At 62.5% G+C, this 17,452-nt stretch carries 14 protein-coding genes; 9 read left to right on the plus strand and 5 right to left on the minus strand.

Annotation, left to right across the window (positions count from 1 at the left end):
* Positions 1–105 precede the first annotated feature (105 nt).
* The 8 genes from NKH36_RS01585 (at position 106) to NKH36_RS01620 (ending at position 8,911) form a co-directional block, all read left to right on the plus strand.
* On the plus strand, positions 106–2,418 hold the full coding sequence (locus NKH36_RS01585) for a putative bifunctional diguanylate cyclase/phosphodiesterase (protein ID WP_352958340.1): 2,313 nt from the start codon (positions 106–108) through the stop codon (positions 2,416–2,418).
* Between the two features lie 148 nt (positions 2,419–2,566).
* The gene (locus NKH36_RS01590; protein ID WP_352958342.1) at positions 2,567–3,346 is read left to right on the plus strand and encodes an N-acyl amino acid synthase FeeM domain-containing protein; all 780 of its coding nucleotides are present in this window, start codon (positions 2,567–2,569) and stop codon (positions 3,344–3,346) included.
* 194 nt (positions 3,347–3,540) lie between these two features.
* On the plus strand, positions 3,541–3,690 hold the full coding sequence (locus tag NKH36_RS01595) for a DUF3096 domain-containing protein (RefSeq protein ID WP_065006071.1): 150 nt from the start codon (positions 3,541–3,543) through the stop codon (positions 3,688–3,690).
* A 188-nt stretch (positions 3,691–3,878) separates the two neighbouring features.
* Complete coding sequence (locus NKH36_RS01600; protein WP_352956060.1) at positions 3,879–4,103, plus strand: aa3-type cytochrome c oxidase subunit IV; 225 nt, start codon at positions 3,879–3,881, stop codon at positions 4,101–4,103.
* Positions 4,104–4,188: 85 nt separating this feature from the next.
* On the plus strand, positions 4,189–5,439 hold the full coding sequence (locus tag NKH36_RS01605) for a Re/Si-specific NAD(P)(+) transhydrogenase subunit alpha (RefSeq protein ID WP_352958344.1): 1,251 nt from the start codon (positions 4,189–4,191) through the stop codon (positions 5,437–5,439).
* Positions 5,439–5,864, plus strand: coding sequence for a proton-translocating transhydrogenase family protein (locus NKH36_RS01610; protein ID WP_077375054.1), 426 nt, complete (start codon positions 5,439–5,441; stop codon positions 5,862–5,864). Before NKH36_RS01605 ends, NKH36_RS01610 begins: the two co-directional genes overlap by 1 nt.
* 6 nt (positions 5,865–5,870) lie before the next feature.
* Entirely contained in the window at positions 5,871–7,268 is a 1,398-nt protein-coding gene (locus tag NKH36_RS01615) for an NAD(P)(+) transhydrogenase (Re/Si-specific) subunit beta (RefSeq protein WP_352958346.1), read from the plus strand.
* Between the two features lie 167 nt (positions 7,269–7,435).
* Entirely contained in the window at positions 7,436–8,911 is a 1,476-nt protein-coding gene (locus NKH36_RS01620) for a hypothetical protein (RefSeq protein WP_352958348.1), read from the plus strand.
* Positions 8,912–9,075: 164 nt separating this feature from the next.
* Here the strand turns inward: NKH36_RS01620 and NKH36_RS01625 are convergent, their stop codons facing one another.
* Both NKH36_RS01625 and gyrB read right to left on the minus strand, forming a co-directional pair.
* Positions 9,076–9,993 (minus strand): hypothetical protein, encoded by a 918-nt coding sequence (locus NKH36_RS01625; protein WP_352959813.1) that lies wholly within the window; start codon positions 9,991–9,993, stop codon positions 9,076–9,078.
* Between the two features lie 249 nt (positions 9,994–10,242).
* Entirely contained in the window at positions 10,243–12,714 is a 2,472-nt protein-coding gene (gene gyrB / locus NKH36_RS01630; RefSeq protein WP_352958351.1) for a DNA topoisomerase (ATP-hydrolyzing) subunit B, read from the minus strand.
* Positions 12,715–13,059: 345 nt separating this feature from the next.
* Here gyrB and NKH36_RS01635 point away from each other — a divergent pair, with 345 nt between their 5' ends.
* Entirely contained in the window at positions 13,060–14,430 is a 1,371-nt protein-coding gene (locus NKH36_RS01635) for a cytochrome P450 (protein ID WP_352958353.1), read from the plus strand.
* Positions 14,431–14,547: 117 nt separating this feature from the next.
* Here the strand turns inward: NKH36_RS01635 and NKH36_RS01640 are convergent, their stop codons facing one another.
* The 3 genes from NKH36_RS01640 to NKH36_RS01650 form a co-directional block, all read right to left on the minus strand.
* On the minus strand, positions 14,548–15,522 hold the full coding sequence (locus NKH36_RS01640; RefSeq protein ID WP_352958354.1) for a complex I NDUFA9 subunit family protein: 975 nt from the start codon (positions 15,520–15,522) through the stop codon (positions 14,548–14,550).
* Positions 15,523–15,635: 113 nt separating this feature from the next.
* Entirely contained in the window at positions 15,636–16,088 is a 453-nt protein-coding gene (locus tag NKH36_RS01645) for a DoxX family protein (protein ID WP_352958356.1), read from the minus strand.
* A gap of 356 nt (positions 16,089–16,444) precedes the next feature.
* Entirely contained in the window at positions 16,445–17,446 is a 1,002-nt protein-coding gene (locus NKH36_RS01650) for an Ldh family oxidoreductase (RefSeq protein WP_352958357.1), read from the minus strand.
* Positions 17,447–17,452 lie beyond the last annotated feature (6 nt).

The raw sequence follows: 17,452 nt of genomic DNA on the forward strand, positions 1-17,452 counted from the left end.
CTTCCCCGGGGTCACCGACCTGACGGTGAGGCCCGAAACGGCCTCTCTAAATCTTTCTTAAGGCGAATGTGACACAGCTTGGCTCCCCAGGGTTGGGATTCAGGCGTGAATCTGAAAAGAAAAAACGAGATCCCGGTCGACGTCTATATCCCGTTCGTGGAAACTCTGTTTCGCGACGGGGTGACGCTTTCGATCGGTATTCTCGCGCAAACTTTCCTGATCGGCCTTGTCTGGTGGAAAAACGGCGATCCGCGTTACCTGGTCGTTGCGATCGCGATGGTTCTCGTAGGCATATTCCGCCTGAGAAACTTCCGAAAATACAATAACTTGCCATCACCGACGACCTGGGAGGAAGCGCACAAGCGCGAAAACGATTATATACTCTTCGGCTCCCTGCATGGGCTTACGCTCGGGGCTTTCTGCCTGCTCGGCATCTACTTTGCGCGCGACGATTTCGCCGAGATCGCCTCCGTCTGCCTGACGCTGGCGACCGCGACCTCCATTGCCGGCCGCAACTATGGCTCGCCGCGCATGGTGACCATCCTGACCCTTGCATTGACCTGGCCCATCTCGCTGGGGTTCCTGCTGCGCGGCGATATCTATCATGTCCTCCTTGGCCTGCTGTCAGCGCCGTTCCTGTTCGCGATCCGCAAATTCGCCAACACGGTGCGCGATGTGCTTTTTGCGGCGGTGTCGGAGGAGAAGAAGGCGAACCGCCTTGCCCAGCGCTTCAATCGGGCGCTGAACACCATGTCGCATGGCCTTGTCATGCTCGGCCCGGACGGCCGGGTGGCGGTGGCCAACGCCGAAGCCGCGCATCTGATGTCGCTCAAATCGCCCGACGCGTTGCTCGGGCGATCGATCCACGGTCTGCTGATGCGCGGCGTTGCCGGCGGCATGCTGGCGCTGAAGGACTGCCGCTACATCGAAGCCCAACTTACGCGCGCCCTGCGCGAGGGCCGCGATCGCAAGGTTCTCGTCTCGCTTGCGAATGGTCAGCACTATGAGTTCTCGGCACGTGAAGGCAGCCAGGAACTGGGCGTCATCACCTTCGAGGATGTGACGGCCCGCGTCGAGGCGGAAGACAAGATCCGCTTCATGGCGCGTTACGACAATCTCACCGGCCTGCCCAACCGCGCCTATTTCCACGAGTTGATCGGAGAGGCGATGGCGTCCGGCGACCTCGAGCGTCTCTGCGGGCTCGCCGTGCTCGACCTCGACGACTTCAAGAGCGTCAACGACACGCTTGGCCACCCGGTCGGCGATGGATTGATCTACGCCGTCGCTGAACGGCTGGCGGCGGTCGCCGGACCAGGCGTCACCGTCAGCCGTTTCGGCGGCGACGAGTTCATGATCTTCTTCGACCGCGTCAAGGACGAGAGCCATCTGTCCAGCCAAATCGATGAGATTTTCCTGGAGCTGCAGGGCGAGGTCGACGTCGCCGGCCATGGGCTGCGCATCCAGGCCAGCGGTGGCGCGGTGCTGTCGAGGGTCAGGGATACCGATGTCGACGCCATGATCGTCAAGGCGGACCTCGCGCTCTACAAGGCCAAGGAACTCGGCAAGAATACTTGGCGGTTGTTCGAGGCGTCGATGGAGGCCGCTTTCCGCAACCGTCAGCTGATGAAGGCGGATCTGCGCACCGCGGTAGAAAGCAAGGGGTTGCGGGTGGTCTACCAGCCGATCGTGGCGATGAGCACGATGCGCATAGCCAGCTGCGAGGCGCTGTGCCGTTGGGACCACCCCGATCTCGGACCGATTTCGCCCAGCATCTTCATTCCGCTGGCGGAAGAAATGGGCATCATTTCCGAGATCAGCACCTTCGTCCTGCATGCGGCGTGCACCGAATGCGCCAAATGGCCCGCACAGACCAGTGTCTCGGTCAATCTCTCGGCCAAGGACTTTCGCAACCGCGACGTTATCGAGAAGGTTCACGATGCGCTCGCCAGTTCCGGTCTCGCCGCCGGTCGCCTGGAGATCGAGGTCACCGAGACGGCGCTGCTCGACGACAAGTCGCTGACGCGTCAGTATATCGAAGAATTGAAGCGGCTTGGCGTGCGCATCGCGCTCGACGATTTCGGCACCGGCTATTCGAGCCTGAGCTATCTCCACAAACTTCCGCTCGACAAGATCAAGATCGACCGCTCGTTCCTGATGGACGTTACCCAGAACAGCCGTTCGCTCGAACTGCTCAAGGGCATCGTCAATCTGTCACGGCCACTGGGGCTTTCGGTGACTGTCGAGGGCGTCGAGACTTTCGAGCAGCTCAAGATCCTTGCCTTGCAGGTCAAGCCGGACCTGGTTCAAGGATTCCTGTTCGGCTCGGCGCTAAGCGCGTCCGGTATCGAGACGATGTCGAGCACGGTCTGGCCCTTCGCCAAGGACATCAAGACGGCCAAGAAAGCGACGCATCGCTGATTTCCATGGAAGAAATCTCGTACTTTGGTATAATTTTTACAATCATTAACCTTAATAGCTGGTAAACGATCTCTATCTTGTTTTCATCTTTACATCTTACGACCCTGCCGTAGTGTTGATCGCGGCGGCAGTTCCGGGGATTGAGTTTATGGTTGTTGAGTTGATTTCGCCTCGCCAAGCGGCGGGTGCGGACGGGAGTGATGCGTCCGACACTATGTCCAGCTTTGCCAGGAATGTCTCGGCGATGCTCGAGCGGACGGAATACCGTCGCTGCGACAAGGGCGAAGACCTCGAGGACATCTACCGCCTGCGCTACAAGTCGTATCGCTCCAACGATATGGTGCCCGACAACGAGAACCATACCATTCACGACGAGCTCGACGAGGCACCGAACGTCTTTCGTTTCGGCGTCTACATCGACCAGGAACTCGTCAGCACGCTGCGCATTCACCACGTCACGCTGGCGACGCCGATGTCGCCTTCCACCAAGGCTTTCGGCGATATCGTCATGCCGATGCTGGTAAAGGGACTGAGCTTCATCTGTCCCAGCCGGTTCGCCTCCGACCCCGAGTGGTCACGCGTCTATCCGCAAATACCCTATCTCACATTGCGGCTCGCGGGCATGGCGTGTTTCCATTTCAACGCGCCTTACTGCCTGTCGACCATCCGCGAGGACCACGCCGGCTTCTACAAGCGGATCTACTATTCCGAGAAGATCAGCGAGGCCCGCGCCTATCCCGGCGTCTACAACAAGGTCGTGCTCTACCGTGCCGACGTCAATGCAATCCGCGAGCGGTCCCTCTCCCGGTTCCCGTTCTTCCGTTCGACGCCAATGGAGCAGCGCATGCTGTTCGATATGCCCAATGTCGGTGAACTCGCGCCGCTGACTATCTTGCCCACAGCCAAATATTTTCGCGAAGCCGCCTGATGCGTTTCTCCCAAAAGCGCGCAACGGTTTTGGGACAACGACATGCACCTAAACAAAGGCGAGACGTTCGACAACTTTGCAGCCTGGCCATGGAGCTTTCCGGCCGCTTCGGCGTTCTGGCAAGCGCGCCGGTAGCGCATGAACGACGTCGACCCGCATAGCGTTGGCGGCAAATCCTATCGAAAGGGAACGACATGACCATTTCCACGCTCGCACTCACTCCACTGATCTCGCTGATTGCCGGCGTGCTGATCCTGGTGATGCCGCGACTCCTCAACTACATCGTCGCGCTCTACCTGATCGTCGTCGGCCTGCTTGGGCTGTTTCCGCAGCTCGCCGGCTGATGTGACAAGCCTCAGCCGCAAGGAAGCGCAAGGCGGCAGCCACGGTTACCTCAGCAACATGCTCCCTGCATCTGCCAGCTTCAACTTTCCTTTGAGGCTGATGTCTCCGGCGATGCGGCAATAGCGCCATTGCCCTCGGCCTGGCTTTTCGCTATGTGCCTGAAAGATGTCTTCGAAGGGGTATTCCTATGGCTGATCACTCGCCGACCGGTCCTGTCGAACTAGGCGCGAAGATGGACTATGCCGAGCACGACCGCACCTATGCCGGCTTCCTTAGGCTCGCGAAATACGGATCGCTGTTTTGCCTCGCCGTGCTTCTGGCAATGGCCTTCGGCTTCTTTGCGGGCGGCTTCTTCTCGGGATTTGTCCTGTTCGTTCTGATCCTCGCTGTCGGCGCTTTCATTCTCCGGTAAATTCTTCAAAACCCCTTGCCCGTGACATCGCCGGAAGTCCGGACGGCGTCCTGCGCAGACAGGTTCCAGCCGAAAGGATCATGCGGTGGGACAGACGGTTTTCATCCCTCGTGAGCTCGATGCGAACGAGCCGCGCGTTGCCGCCTCGCCCGACACGGTGAAGCGGCTGGCGGGGCTGGGATTCGACGTGATCATCGAAAGCGGCGCCGGCACGGCATCACGCATTCCCGACGACGAGTTCGGCAAGGCCGGCGCTGTGGTCGGTAAGGCCGGCGATGTCGCCAAGGCCGATGTGGTGCTGAAGGTGCGCCGGCCTGATGAGGCTGAGCTGAAGGCCTATCGCTCGGGCACTGCCGTCATCGCCATCATGGATCCCTATGGCAACGATGCTGCCGTCGATGCTCTGGCAAGGGCCGGCGTCACCGCCTTCTCGATGGAGTTCATGCCGCGCATCACGCGCGCCCAATCGATGGACGTCCTGTCCAGCCAGGCGAACCTCGCCGGCTATCAGGCGGTGATCGACGCGGCTGCCGAATATGACCGGGCGCTGCCGATGATGATGACGGCGGCCGGCACGGTGCCGGCGGCGAAAGTCTTCATCATGGGCGTCGGCGTCGCCGGCCTGCAGGCCATTGCGACGGCAAGACGGCTTGGCGCCGTCGTCACCGCCACCGACGTGCGCCCCGCCGCCAAGGAACAGGTCGCCTCGCTGGGAGCAAAGTTCCTGGCGGTCGAGGACGAGGAGTTCAAGGCGGCGGAGACGGCTGGCGGCTATGCCAAGGAAATGTCCAAGGAATACCAGGCCAAGCAAGCCGCACTGACCGCCGAGCACATCGCCAAGCAGGACATCGTCATCACCACGGCGCTGATTCCCGGTCGTCCGGCGCCGAAGCTCGTTTCGACCGCGATGGTCGCCTCGATGAAGCCGGGCTCGGTGATCGTCGACCTCGCCGTCGAACGCGGCGGCAATGTCGAGGGCGCTGTGCCGGGGCAGGTGGCGATCACGGCCAACGGGGTGAAAATCGTCGGCCATCTCAACGTGCCGGGCCGCGTCGCTGCCTCCGCCTCGCTGCTTTATGCCAGGAACCTCTTTGCGTTCCTCGAGACGCTGGTCGACAAGACCACGAAGACGCTTGCCATCAACCGCGACGACGAATTGGTCAAGGCGACGATGCTGACCGATGGTGGCCAGGTCGTGCATCCGGCCTTCGCCGGCAAGCCGGCGGTGATGATCGCCTCGGCTGAGCCTGCGAAGCCCGCTGCAAAGAAAGCTGCCGCACCCAAGAAACTTGCCGCACCCAAGTCGCCCGCTGATAAGTCGAAAGGGATCGCGTGATGGACCAGACCTTGCAGAAAGCCCTCGACCAGCTCGACCAGGCGACCGCCGCCGTCCGGCTCGCGGTGCAGGATCTGGCCACCGCTCCAGGCGGCACCGATGCGGCAGCCGACGCCGCGCACGCGCTGTCCGGCGGAGCGATCGATCCGTTCGTCTTCCGCTTCGCCATTTTTGTCCTGGCGATCTTCGTTGGCTATTACGTCGTCTGGTCGGTGACGCCGGCGCTGCACACGCCGCTGATGGCCGTCACCAACGCCATCTCCTCGGTCATCGTCGTCGGCGCGCTGCTTGCCGTCGGCATCTCGGCGTCCGGCATCGCCACCGGCTTCGGTTTCGTCGCGCTGATGCTGGTCTCGGTCAACATCTTCGGCGGTTTCCTCGTCACCCAGCGCATGCTGGCGATGTACAAGAAGAAGGACAAGTAGAGCGCCATGAACGCCAACTTCGCCTCCTTCCTCTATCTGGTCTCCGGCATCCTGTTCATCCTGGCATTGCGCGGCCTGTCGCACCCGACCACCAGCCGCCAGGGCAACATGTACGGCATGATCGGCATGGGCATCGCCATTGCCACCACGCTGGCGCTGGCGACCCCTTCGGCGGGGGGCTTCGGCCTCATCGTGCTCGGTCTTTTGATCGGCGGCTCGGTCGGCGCGGTCACCGCACGGCGCATCGCCATGACCTCGATGCCGCAGCTGGTCGCCGCCTTCCACTCGCTGGTTGGCCTTGCCGCCGTCATGGTGGCGGCTGCCGCCGTCTATGCGCCGGAAAGTTTCGGCATCGGTACGGTCGCCGACATCCACGCCCAGGCGCTGATCGAGATGAGCCTCGGCGTCGCCATCGGCGCCATCACCTTCACCGGCTCGGTTATCGCCTTCCTTAAGCTCGACGGCCGCATGTCGGGCAAGCCGATCATGATTGGCGGCCGCCACTTCATCAACGCCGCCCTCGGCATCGGGCTGATCGTGCTGATTGTGCTGTTGGTCACTACCGAGTCCAAGCTGGTGTTCTGGCTGATCGTGGCGGCGTCGCTTGTCCTTGGCGTCCTGCTCATCATCCCGATCGGCGGCGCCGACATGCCGGTGGTCGTCTCGATGCTGAATTCCTATTCGGGTTGGGCGGCTGCGGCACTCGGCTTCACGCTCGGCAATCTGGCGCTGATCATCACCGGCGCACTGGTCGGCTCGTCCGGCGCGATCCTCTCCTACATCATGTGCAAGGGCATGAACCGGTCGTTCATCTCGGTCATCCTCGGCGGCTTCGGCGGCGAGACTTCCGCCACTGCCGACGACGGCATCGAGCGCACGGTCAAGCAGGGCTCTGCCGACGATGCCGCCTATCTGATGATGAACGCGCAGAAGGTCATCATCGTGCCTGGTTACGGCATGGCGGTCGCCCAGGCGCAGCATGCGCTGCGCGAGATGGCCGACAAGCTCAAGGCAGCCGGTGTCGACGTGAAGTACGCCATTCATCCGGTCGCCGGCCGCATGCCCGGCCACATGAACGTGCTGCTGGCAGAAGCCAATGTGCCTTATGACGAAGTGTTCGAACTCGAGAATATCAACTCCGAATTCGCGCAGGCCGACGTCGCGTATGTCATCGGCGCGAACGACGTCACCAACCCGTCCGCCCGCGACGACAAGTCCTCGCCGATCTACGGCATGCCGATCCTCGACGTCGATAAGGCCCGCACCTGTCTGTTCGTCAAGCGCTCGCTCGGCTCCGGCTATGCCGGCATCGACAACACGCTGTTTTACAAGGACGGCACCATGATGCTGCTCGGAGATGCGAAGAAGATGACCGAGGAGATCGTCAAGGCCATGGATCACTGACCCGGGTTGGCGGCCCCCGATACATCGCTAGTTGCTCGAAACAAAAGCCCGGCCCCGCGCCGGGTTTTTTCTTGGCGCTGAGCATCCAGCGTCCTTTGCTCTCACGCCGGTTTCAGAGCTACGATGGGCAAATTCTGTTCCGGGATTTGTCACCAACGGAGGCACTGGTGTCCGACCCTCATCCTATTGCGTCGCCGGCCAAGACCAGTCCGCCGGCCGCCGGAAAGGCGCCGCGCAAACTCAACCAGGCCGTGGTGATCGTGCATGGCATGGGCGAACAGCGGCCCATGGGCACGCTGAGGGAATTTGTCCAGGCTGTTTGGAGCCATGATCCCGCTCGCGCGCCGTTTTATGCCCGGGTCGCCGATCCCGCCGATCCGGGCGGTGAGAAGATCAACCAGAGCTGGATCACGCCTGACAGCCGGACGAGCTCGCACGAGCTTCGCCGGATCACCACCCCTTACGATGTCGATGGCCGACGCACCGATTTCTACGAGCTTTACTGGGCCGATATCACCCAGGGCACGACGCGGGGCCGGCTTGCGGCCTGGGTGACGAATCTGCTCTGGCGCAAGCCCGCCGACATTCCGCGCGATGCCCGCGCGCTTTACGTCGTCACGCTTCTAACCGTCATAACAGTCTTGTGCGCGGCGCTCGTGCTCGCGACGTCGGCCTTGCAAGGGTATGTTTCCTGGACCACGGGTACGCTCGTCACGATCCTGGCCTCGTTCGTCATCTCGTTGGTGGACCGGTTTGGCCTTCCTTATTTCGGCGATGTGGCCGCCTACGTGCGTGCTGAAGCGGCAACGGTCGAGAAGCGCGCGCTTGTCCGCGACCGTGGCCTGATGCTGCTGAGGCGTCTTATGATGGACGATGGCTACGACCGGATCGTGCTGGTCTCGCACAGCCTGGGATCAATCATCGCCTATGATCTGCTGCAGATATTGTGGGCCGATTTCAGACCCCGAAAGCTGGAAGCCGCCCGCGACAAGGCGAGACTGAAAGCGATCCGCGCCGTCGACAAGGCCACACTCAATGCCGACGGTTCTGCGTGGCCCGACAGCTTGGATGATTTTTCCGGATTCCGCCGCAATCAGTGGGAGCTCTATCGGCAGCTTCGCGCCACGGACGCCGATCATCCGTTGCCGTGGAAGATCAGCGACTTCGTCACACTCGGCAGCCCGCTGACCCACAGCGAATTTCTGGTGACCTACAATCTCGCCGAATTCAGGCGCGGCATCGCTGAACGGCTGTTCTCGGCATGTCCGCCGATCGCCGAGACGGCGGCCGGTGGAACCGTCCTCTATCAGGAAGGGCGCAGCCGTTCAGGCAAGCCACAGCGGGCAGTGCATCATGGTGCGGTGTTTGCCGCCACACGTTGGACCAACATCTTCGACAAGGGCAATGGCTGGCTGACGGGCGACCCGATCTCCGGACCCATGGCGGAAAATTTCGGCCCCGGGGTGGAGAACATCCAGGTCGCGCTGCGCGGCTCACTTGGCCGCGTCTTCACGCACCGGCTCTATTGGTCGCTGAAGGCGACCGGTGTCGAGATCGCCGCCGCCGCCGGCCCGCCGCCGCGCTCGCACATCGACGTGCTGCGCGACGCCGTCGATCTCGGCCGCAAACTGGAGCCAAGCTAAGCGACAGCGACGAGTGCTGCTGGAAATGGGGCGATTGCTGCTGGAAAATTGGGGCCGCTCGTTTCGGCGAATCAGCGCGCGCAATCCAAGCCGATCACGCCATCAAAACAACAGATCGATGCCGGGGCAGAGTCCCGGCATCGAAAGAAACCGTCAAGCACCGATCAACGGTTGGTCAGGAAGAGCGCCTCCTCGTCGTCGCGCTGCCTGCCGCCAAGTGCTGCCGCGGCGCTTGCGATGAAAGCGCCGACGACCAACGACAATGCGCCAAGCAGCGCGAAGGTGGCACCGGCTTTCCTGGCTGTATCGGCAGCCTGCTGGGCCTGGACCTTCGCCTCTTCGACCCTGGCAAGTACGGCATCGACGCGAGCCCTGGCGTCCGGTTCCGACAGCCCGGTTCGAGCAGCGACCAGCTGCGACAGATAGGTCTTGTCGTCGGCAGATACTTCGCCTGTTGCTGCGCTCGCGATCAAAATGCGCGAAGCCTGCGCCGTTGCCGCCGCATCGCTCTCCGGATTGCCGGCAGCAAGCCTGGCCGCATCGGCCGGGCGGAACAACGCATCGACGAAGTACGACGTTGCGTTATCGGTCGCGGCGCCTCCGGCGTTTGCAGTAGCACCTGCCGAAGCGCCCATTGCCGCGCCCGACGCGACTGTCGAAGCGGCCTGGACGCCGGTTCCGACAGCTGCGGAAAGCGCCGAGCCGAGCACGCCGGCGACGAGCAACGTCGCAAGCGCCCAAGCGAGGAAGCCGTGGGCGGTATCGCGAAAAAAGACTTCGTCGTTGTGGACGCCGACCCATTTGGTGCGTAGGCGCCCGGCAAGATAACCGCCGAGAGCCGATGACAGCCACTGCACGATGATCAGCCACGCAGCGGTGGAGACCGCGAAAGTTGTGACCGAGGTGCTCAAGCCGGACCACGGCGAAACCATGGTCAGCCCGAGCCCGGAGCCGAGCAGCATCAGGATCAAGGTTAGCGCCGAGGCAGCAAAGGCGCCGGCCACGATCGGCCCCCAGCTGACAGCGGTGGAAGAGGATTCCGTCGGTGCGGAAACGTCGACAGCCGTTAGGGTTGACTGCATGTCAGTCCCCTACCGTGCGAAAAGCATAATCAGAATAATGATCGGAATCGGGACTCCGAGAAGCCAGAGCAAAATGCCACGTCCCATGAGTGCCTCCTGCGGCGATTGTGATCAATCACAATGCCTTGGAAGCCTTTCCGTTCCGGCCGGCTCTCGGTGAACCTTGTTGCGATGCAGCAGACATCATTGGTAGGCCTAGGTGTACCAATGATGTCTCAAACGCTTGAAATTGAGCGTCCGGCCTGGGCTTTAGATATCCAGATTGGCGACCGACAATGCGTTTTCCTGGATGAACTCGCGCCTGGGTTCGACCTCATCGCCCATCAATCGCGAAAACAGCGAGTCGGCGTCCGTTGCGTCGTTGACCTTGACCTGTAAGAGCGAGCGCACATTCGGGTCGAGCGTGGTTTCCCAGAGCTGCTCGGCGTTCATCTCGCCAAGGCCCTTATAGCGCTGCATGGTCAGGCCCTTGCGGCCGGTGGCAAACACGGCGTTGAGCAGCGCCAGCGGTCCCGAGATGGTTTCCGACACATCCTTGCGGCGCAGCACCGGCGGCTCGCCATAGATTTCTGCCAGGCGAGGCGCATAGCGGTCGAGCTGGCGGGCGTCGGCCGAATTGATCAGCGCGAGATCGAGATGCGCGAATTCCTTGACGCTGCGCACCGTGCGCTCGAACACATAGCCGCCGACCCCTTCGTTTGAGGTCGACATGCGGCCCGTCCAGCCGCGTTCGGTGTCCTCGGCGATGATGTCGAGGCGCCGGGCGACACGCTCGGCCATGTCGTTGGCCCGGCCGAGATCGGCGAAAACGTCCGGGTTGAGTGCGCCGGCGATCGCCGCTTGCTCGACCACGCCTCTGTTGTAACGGGTGTGCAGCCCGTTGATGAGCTGACGCACCGCCAGCGCATCGTCGATGGCGCTGCGCAGGTCCTGTCCGGCCCGCACCTCGCCGGTGCTGAGCGCAAGCGACGCCTCCTCCAGCCCCGAGCCGATCAGGAATTCCTCGAAGGCGCTTTCGTCCTTGATGTATTGCGAGCTCTTGCCGCGCGTCACCTTGTAGAGCGGCGGCTGGGCGATATAGAGATGGCCGCGCTCGATCAGCTCCGGCATCTGCCGGAAGAAGAAGGTCAGCAGCAAGGTGCGGATGTGGGCGCCGTCGACGTCGGCGTCGGTCATAAGGATGATCTTGTGATAGCGCAATTTGTCGGCGTTGAACTCGTCCTTGCCGATCGAGGTGCCGAGTGCAGTGATCAGGGTGCCGATCATGTCGGAGCCGAGCATGCGGTCGAAGCGGGCTCGCTCGACATTGAGGATCTTGCCGCGCAGGGGAAGAATGGCCTGGTTCTGACGCGAACGGCCGCCCTTGGCCGAGCCGCCGGCGCTGTCACCCTCGACGATGAAGATTTCGGACTTCGCCGGATCGCGTTCCTGGCAGTCGGCCAGCTTGCCGGGCAGTGAGGTGACGCCGAGCGAGCTCTTGCGGGTGATGTCGCGCGCCTTGCGCGCAGCTTCGCGCGCCGCTGCCGCCTGGATGACCTTGTCGATGACCACCTTGCCCTCGGTCGGATGCTCTTCGAGCCAGGTGCCGAGCGCCTCGTTGACGAGCCCTTCCACCACCGGGCGAACTTCGGACGAGACCAGCTTGTCCTTGGTCTGCGACGAGAATTTCGGGTCGGGAACCTTGACCGACAGCACCGCCGTCAGCCCTTCGCGGCAGTCGTCGCCGATCAGCGCCACCTTCTCCTTCTTGGTGAGGCCCGAGGATTCGCCATAGCCGGTTATCTGGCGTGTCAGCGCGCCGCGGAAGCCGGCAAGGTGTGTGCCGCCGTCGCGTTGCGGAATGTTGTTGGTGAAGGCCAGCACGTTCTCGTGGTAGCTGTCGTTCCACCACATGGCGACCTCGACGGTGATGCCGTCGCGCTCGGCTTTGATCGCAATCGGCTTGTCGATCAGCGGTTTCTTGACGCGGTCGAGATATTTGACAAACTCCTCGAGTCCGCCATCATAATGCAGCTCATGGCGCACGACGTCGGCATGGCGGGCATCGGTCAGAACGATGCGCACGCCGGAATTCAGAAAGGCGAGTTCGCGCAGCCGGTGCTCCAGCGTGCCGAAGTCGAACTCGACCATGGTGAACGTCTCGGCTGACGGGAAAAAGGTGATCTCGCTGCCGCTGCGCCCCTCATAGGTGCCGGCAACCTTGCGCTGTTCGTAGGTGCCGGTGACCCTCAGCGGCGCGTCGGCATTGCCGTGCGTGAAGCTCATCTCGTAGATTTGGCCGTTGCGGCGGATCTTCAGCTTCAGCCAGGCCGACAGCGCGTTGACTACCGAGACGCCGACGCCGTGCAGACCGCCGGACACCTTGTAGGAGTTCTGGTCGAACTTGCCGCCGGCATGCAGCTGCGTCATGATCACTTCGGCCGCCGAAATGCCTTCGCCGGTGTGGATATCGGTCGGAATGCCGCGGCCATTGTCGATGACCGTCACCGAACCATCGGGGTTGAGCGTTACCGTGACGAGGTCGGCATGGCCGGCCAGCGCTTCATCGATGGCGTTGTCGACGACCTCGTAGACCATGTGATGCAGGCCCGAGCCGTCGTCGGTATCGCCGATATACATGCCAGGCCGCTTGCGGACGGCATCCAACCCCTTCAAAACTTTGATGGAATCGGCGCCGTACTCGGCCTCAGCGCCGTTGGCGTTGTCGATCTGATCGCTCATGAAAACCTGTCTGATTGATGCCGCTTGTCCAGCGCGAAAATATGGCTGCGAATCGCGCCGCTTTGATGTCCTAGATATAGGCGCAAAAGGCGGTTTTTCCAAGGTTTGCAGGCATTTCCGGAGGGAAGCAGAGGACGCCTGTCCGGCAGAGCATCGGACTCAAAAATGAGAACCGGTTTTGGGAACAGAGCGGTGGCAACAAGAGCAGGCCAGCCTGTTTCGACAGCCAGGCACTTTCTGGTGCCCGGTCACATTCCGGAGAGCCGGTACTTCAGCCTTTGCCGTTCGGCCACATGGACGCTTGCCTTGCCAGCCCCTACATTGAGGTGACCAGCGGAGCACGCCATGGACAGTCAGCCCGCCCCCTTCGTCCCGCCGGCGCCGAAGCCGCGCACCTCGCCGCCTTCGACGCTGGAGATGATCCGCATCGTCTATCGCAATCCGCTCGAATTGTGGGGCGAGCCGACCTACAACCAACCCTGGATATCGGTGACCGGCATCGGCGGCCCGCTGGTCATCGCCAACGACCCCGGCCTGATCCGCCACGTGCTGGTCGACAATGCCAAAAACTACAAGATGGCGACGGTGCGCCAGATGATCCTGCGGCCGATCCTGCGCGACGGCCTGCTGACCGCTGAGGGCGAGGTATGGAGGCGCTCGCGCAAGGCGATGGCGCCGGTGTTCACACCGCGCCACATCTTCGGTTTTGCCGAGCCGATGCTGAGGCGCACGCGGGAGTTCGTCACGCGCTACGAGGGCGGCGGCACGTCGGACATCGCTCACGACATGACGCTGCTTACCTTTGACATCCTGGCCGAGACGCTGTTTTCCGGCGAGATATCAGGCGAACCGGGCAGCTTCGCCAAGGAGATCGACCGGCTGTTCGAGACCATGGGCCGGGTTGATCCTCTCGACCTGTTGCGGGCACCCGATTGGCTGCCGCGCCTGACCCGCATCCGCGGCCGCAAGACCATGGCCTACTTCCGCAAGATCGTCACTGACACCGTCAAGATGCGCGAAGAGCGGGTAAAGCGCGATCCGGACAAGGTGCCGCAGGATTTTCTCACGCTTTTGCTCAAGGCGGAAGGACCGGACGGCCTAACGCGCGCCGAGGTCGAGGACAACATCATCACCTTCATCGGCGCCGGCCATGAGACCACCGCGCGTGCGCTCGGCTGGACGCTCTATTGCCTGGCCGAAGCGCCTTGGGAGCGCGAAAAGGCCGAGCGCGAAATCGACGCGGTGCTGGCGCGTGAGCCCGACCCGACAAAGTGGCTCGACGCCATGCCGTTCACCCGCGCCGCCTTCGAGGAGGCGCTCAGGCTTTATCCGCCGGCGCCGTCCATCAACCGCGAGCCGATCGAGCCTGAAACCTGGAACGGCCTCTACATACCGAGGCGCGCCGCGGTGCTGGTCATGCCCTGGGTCGTCCACCGTCATCGCAAGCTGTGGGACAGGCCCGACGCGTTCATGCCCGAACGCTTCCATCCGGGAAATCGCGAGAAAATCGACCGCTTCCAGTATTTGCCGTTCGGCGCCGGTCCTCGCGTCTGCATCGGCGCCAGCTTTGCCATGCAGGAGGCGATCATCGCTCTGGCGATCATGCTGTCGCGCTTCCGCTTCGATACCACCGCCGAGACCAAACCGTGGCCGGTGCAGAAACTGACGACGCAACCGGAGGGCGGCCTGCCGATGCAGGTCACGCGGCGCCTTTAGAGCAATTCCAGGAAAAGTGCGTAGCGGTTTTCCGTCCGGAATTGCGTAAAAACAAACACTTATAGCCGTTCGGCGGTTCTTCAAAAGCTGAACCGCTCTAGTGAGCCGCCTGATTGGCTAGGCCGCCGTCCTGCGCTGGAACTGGCCGGCGGGCCGGTAGCGCCAGAGATAGCTCGGCAGGATGCTGCCGATCGACTGTGGCTGGATATCGAGACCGGCGAGCGTTCTGTTTTCCCTGATGGCCGCTTCCGACACGATGTTGTGCTGGCGCAACTGCAGGACCTGATCCTTGGTCAGCAGCGGGTTGGGCAAAAGCCCGAGGATCGATGCCTGCATGTTCGCCAACCACCACGGCACCGACACCAGAAGCCGCTTGCGGTCGATCATGGAAAGCATTTCCTGCATGCATTGCTTGAAGGTGAGCACCTGCGGTCCGCCAAGCTCATAGATCCGGCCGCCCTGGACTTTGCCGTCGACCGAGCGTGCCACCGCTTCGGCGACATCGCCGACATAGACAGGCTGGAATTTGGTTTGCCCACCGCCGATCAGCGGCAGAACCGGCGAATAGCGCGCCATATTGGCGAACCGGTTGAAGAAACTATCCTCCGGCCCGAAATTGATCGACGGACGCAAGATGACGGCATCGCCAATGGTTTCCAGGACCGCTTTTTCACCAAGCGCTTTGGTGCGCGCATAGTCCGATTGCGCGTTCAGATCGGCGCCCAGCGCCGAGATATGGGTGAGGCCGGCGCCGACGGCGCGCGCCGCTTCGGCGACCGCGCGGGCGCCGAATTCGTGGACGGGTGTGAATTTCTGCCGGCCGCTCTCATGCAGGATGGCCACCAAATTGACGACGTGGTCGGCGCCCTGCGCGGCGCGGTCGACCGACCAGCGCACGCGAACATTGGCCTGCACCGGCTGGATCTGGCCGACATTGCCGAGCGGCTGCAGATGGCCGGCGAGATCGGGCCGGCGGCAGGCGACCCTGATGCGATAGCCGCGCCTGGCCAGCGCCCGCACGACGTGGCGGCCGACAAAGCCGGAGCCGCCGAACACGACGACGAGCTTTGGGGTCTGCAGGATTTCGGTCATTGCGGGCTCCGGCGCGCTTTCCAGATGGGCTTGGCTGAGGCCGTTTCATAGTCCGTTTCGCGCCAAACGCAAAGGGCGACGATAAGTCGCCGGAGAACCCTGTTTCGACCGCGTCAGAACGCTTTGCCGATGCGCGCGTCGACCGATTGGCGGTTGCCGCCGCGAATGACGAAGAAGAACAGGATTGCCGCCCACAGCAGCGATTTTTCAGCGCCCGAAAAGCCCTGGCCCATGGTGACCCAGTGGAACCAGACCGTGACCAGAAGCACGAACATTCCGGCGAAGGCGGCCGGGCGGGTCAAGAGGCCTATGGCGATGAAAATGCCTCCGAAGAACTCGGTGCATGCCAAGAGCAGGGACCAAAATGCGCCCGGATAGAAGCCGAGGCCCTCCACCATCTCGGCGGCGCCAAACGGATCGGTGATCTTCTGCGAACCATGGATGGTGAGGAAGATGCCGGCTACCGCACGCAGGATGGTTTCAGAGGTGGTGTGCAGCGCCGCATATAGGCTGCCAAGGGCCGGGACGAAAAGGCTTCTTCTGGAATTGTCGGTGCTTGCGGACATTGGGGCTCCTCTTTTGCTGCTTCGCGCAAACACCCGACCACCTCGGTCAAAGTCAAATGAACAAAAGTTGACTAGAAAACGCGTGTTAACTTACCAGATGCGAGAGAACGCAGAAAACCCCGCCGAAGCGGGGTTTCCGGTGACTTGGCGGCGCGCAAAAAGATTCAGCAAGCGCTTCGAAAACATTCGCCCCGATCGGCTTCCATCGCAGGTCGCACAAAGGTGCGCAGCGGTTTGCGAAACGACATGCATAAAAAAACAAGCACTTAAGCGCGCCGTAACCCGCTCAAATGTGACGTTCTTTAGCCTGCGAAATCATTGCGTCGAGGCGCTGGTTACCGGCGATCAGGATTTTTTCAGGAAGAGTAGCGCGAGGCGAACTCGGAAATGCGCTGGACCACGGCTTTCGGAGCCGTTATGCCCCGTGCCGCCGCCTTCTCTGCCGCTTCGGCGCGGGCACGGCCGGGCACATGCACGCCGTAGCGACGGCGCAACCGTTCGAGCTGGTCTTTCATGCGCTTCTCGAAATCCGGATCGAGCAGCTTGGGCTCGACGGCCAGCACGAAGAGGCCGGTTCCCGGGCTGTCCGGTCCGCCGCTAAACCATGGCGCATCGAGCGACCAGTTGGCGCCCGATAGGCCCGCCGCCAGCACTTCGACCATCAGTGCGATGTTGGCGCCGCGCTGGCCGCCGAAGGCAAGCATCGCGCCTTTCATGGCGGCGGCGGGATCGGTGGTCGGGTTGCCGATGACGTCCAAGGCCCAGCCTTCGGGAATTTTCTTGCCGTCCTCGGCCGCCTTGCGGATGTTGACGAAGGCAGTGGCGCTCGACGACTGGTCGATCACCAGTGGCGCTCCGTCGGCGGTGGGCGCGGCGAAGGACATCGGGTTGGTGCAATAGACCGGCTTGACCGAGCCCGAGCCGGCAAGCACGGCCGGTCCGTTGGTCGCGGCGAAGGACACCAGCCCCTGCGCGGCCAGCCGCCCGGTGAAATAGCCGAGCGCGCCGCATGTATAGGCGTTCTTCTGCGAAAAGATAGCAACGCCGAACAGGCGTGCCGCCTTGGCGAGATCGTCGATCGTGCGGTCGAAGCCGGTATGCGCCAGACCGCCGCGCGCGTCGGAGAGATAGATCGCCAAAGCCGGCCTTGTGATGACCGGCTCGGCCTTGCCGTCGATGCGGCCGGCTTCCAGCGCTTCGAGATAGTCGATGAAATGCGACAGTCCGACCGTCGACAGACCTTCCGCCTCGGCCGCTACGATGGAGGCTGCGAGCGACTGCGCCGCTTCTTCATTGGCGCCGGCGCCGAGCGCCGCTATCCGGCACAGCCCTGTCGCCTGGTCGAGACTGAGTTGCATTGTAGC

This window comes from Mesorhizobium sp. M1312 (assembly GCF_040318115.1).
Classification (GTDB): domain Bacteria; phylum Pseudomonadota; class Alphaproteobacteria; order Rhizobiales; family Rhizobiaceae; genus Mesorhizobium.

Excerpts from the sequence above, each read along its gene's own strand:
- NKH36_RS01590 (WP_352958342.1), top strand. The coding sequence starts at position 2,567 with ATGGTTGTTGAGTTGATTTCGCCTCGCCAAGCGGCGGGTGCGGACGGG.
- NKH36_RS01595 (WP_065006071.1), top strand. The coding sequence starts at position 3,541 with ATGACCATTTCCACGCTCGCACTCACTCCACTGATCTCGCTGATTGCC.
- NKH36_RS01600 (WP_352956060.1), top strand. The coding sequence starts at position 3,879 with ATGGCTGATCACTCGCCGACCGGTCCTGTCGAACTAGGCGCGAAGATG.
- NKH36_RS01610 (WP_077375054.1), top strand. The coding sequence starts at position 5,439 with ATGGACCAGACCTTGCAGAAAGCCCTCGACCAGCTCGACCAGGCGACC.
- NKH36_RS01615 (WP_352958346.1), top strand. The coding sequence starts at position 5,871 with ATGAACGCCAACTTCGCCTCCTTCCTCTATCTGGTCTCCGGCATCCTG.
- NKH36_RS01625 (WP_352959813.1), bottom strand. The coding sequence starts at position 9,993 with ATGCAGTCAACCCTAACGGCTGTCGACGTTTCCGCACCGACGGAATCC.
- gyrB (WP_352958351.1), bottom strand. The coding sequence starts at position 12,714 with ATGAGCGATCAGATCGACAACGCCAACGGCGCTGAGGCCGAGTACGGC.
- NKH36_RS01635 (WP_352958353.1), top strand. The coding sequence starts at position 13,060 with ATGGACAGTCAGCCCGCCCCCTTCGTCCCGCCGGCGCCGAAGCCGCGC.
- NKH36_RS01640 (WP_352958354.1), bottom strand. The coding sequence starts at position 15,522 with ATGACCGAAATCCTGCAGACCCCAAAGCTCGTCGTCGTGTTCGGCGGC.
- NKH36_RS01645 (WP_352958356.1), bottom strand. The coding sequence starts at position 16,088 with ATGTCCGCAAGCACCGACAATTCCAGAAGAAGCCTTTTCGTCCCGGCC.
- NKH36_RS01650 (WP_352958357.1), bottom strand. The coding sequence starts at position 17,446 with ATGCAACTCAGTCTCGACCAGGCGACAGGGCTGTGCCGGATAGCGGCG.